Source organism: Streptomyces sp. M-16, from assembly GCF_052114405.1.
Lineage (GTDB): Bacteria > Actinomycetota > Actinomycetes > Streptomycetales > Streptomycetaceae > Streptomyces.
Window position 1 is genome coordinate 1 of sequence record NZ_JBFRER010000342.1, and the last position, 455, is coordinate 455.

1 pseudogene is annotated in these 455 nt (G+C 67.9%); it reads left to right on the forward strand.

The features are described 5' to 3' along the window. Positions 1–33 precede the first annotated feature (33 nt). Positions 34–455: pseudogene (locus AB4039_RS42470) on the forward strand (WXG100 family type VII secretion target); the annotation flags it as partial.

Genomic DNA, 455 nt, shown 5'->3' on the forward strand with positions numbered 1-455 from the left:
TTCGAGGCCTACTCGCATGAGCAGTTGCTCGCGATGATCGCGTCTCTGGACTCGGCGACGGTGGTCGTGCGGGCGACGCAGCTGCAGGGTGCGGCGGTCGTGATCAAGGGCATCGGTGAGAGCCTGCGGAAGCACCAGGTGACGGGGTGGGAGGGCGAGGCGGCCGACAGCTTCCAGAAGTGGGTGACGTGGGCGGGCAACGCGACGCTGCGGCTGGCGGATTACAGCGAGGAGGGCAGCAAGTGGATGACGCAGGCTGCCCAGACGATGGTGGAGGTCAAGACCAACACCCCGAAGTACGACGCGTCGGCGGCGGCGGATCTGGCGGCGGCGCACCGGTTCCACAACGACCCGGACGCCCAGCAGCTGGGCCGTACGGCGAACTCGAAGCTGAACGGTGACCGCCAGGAGGCGATCCAGCAGCTGACGAAGCTGGCGCAGTCGTACGACCTGGC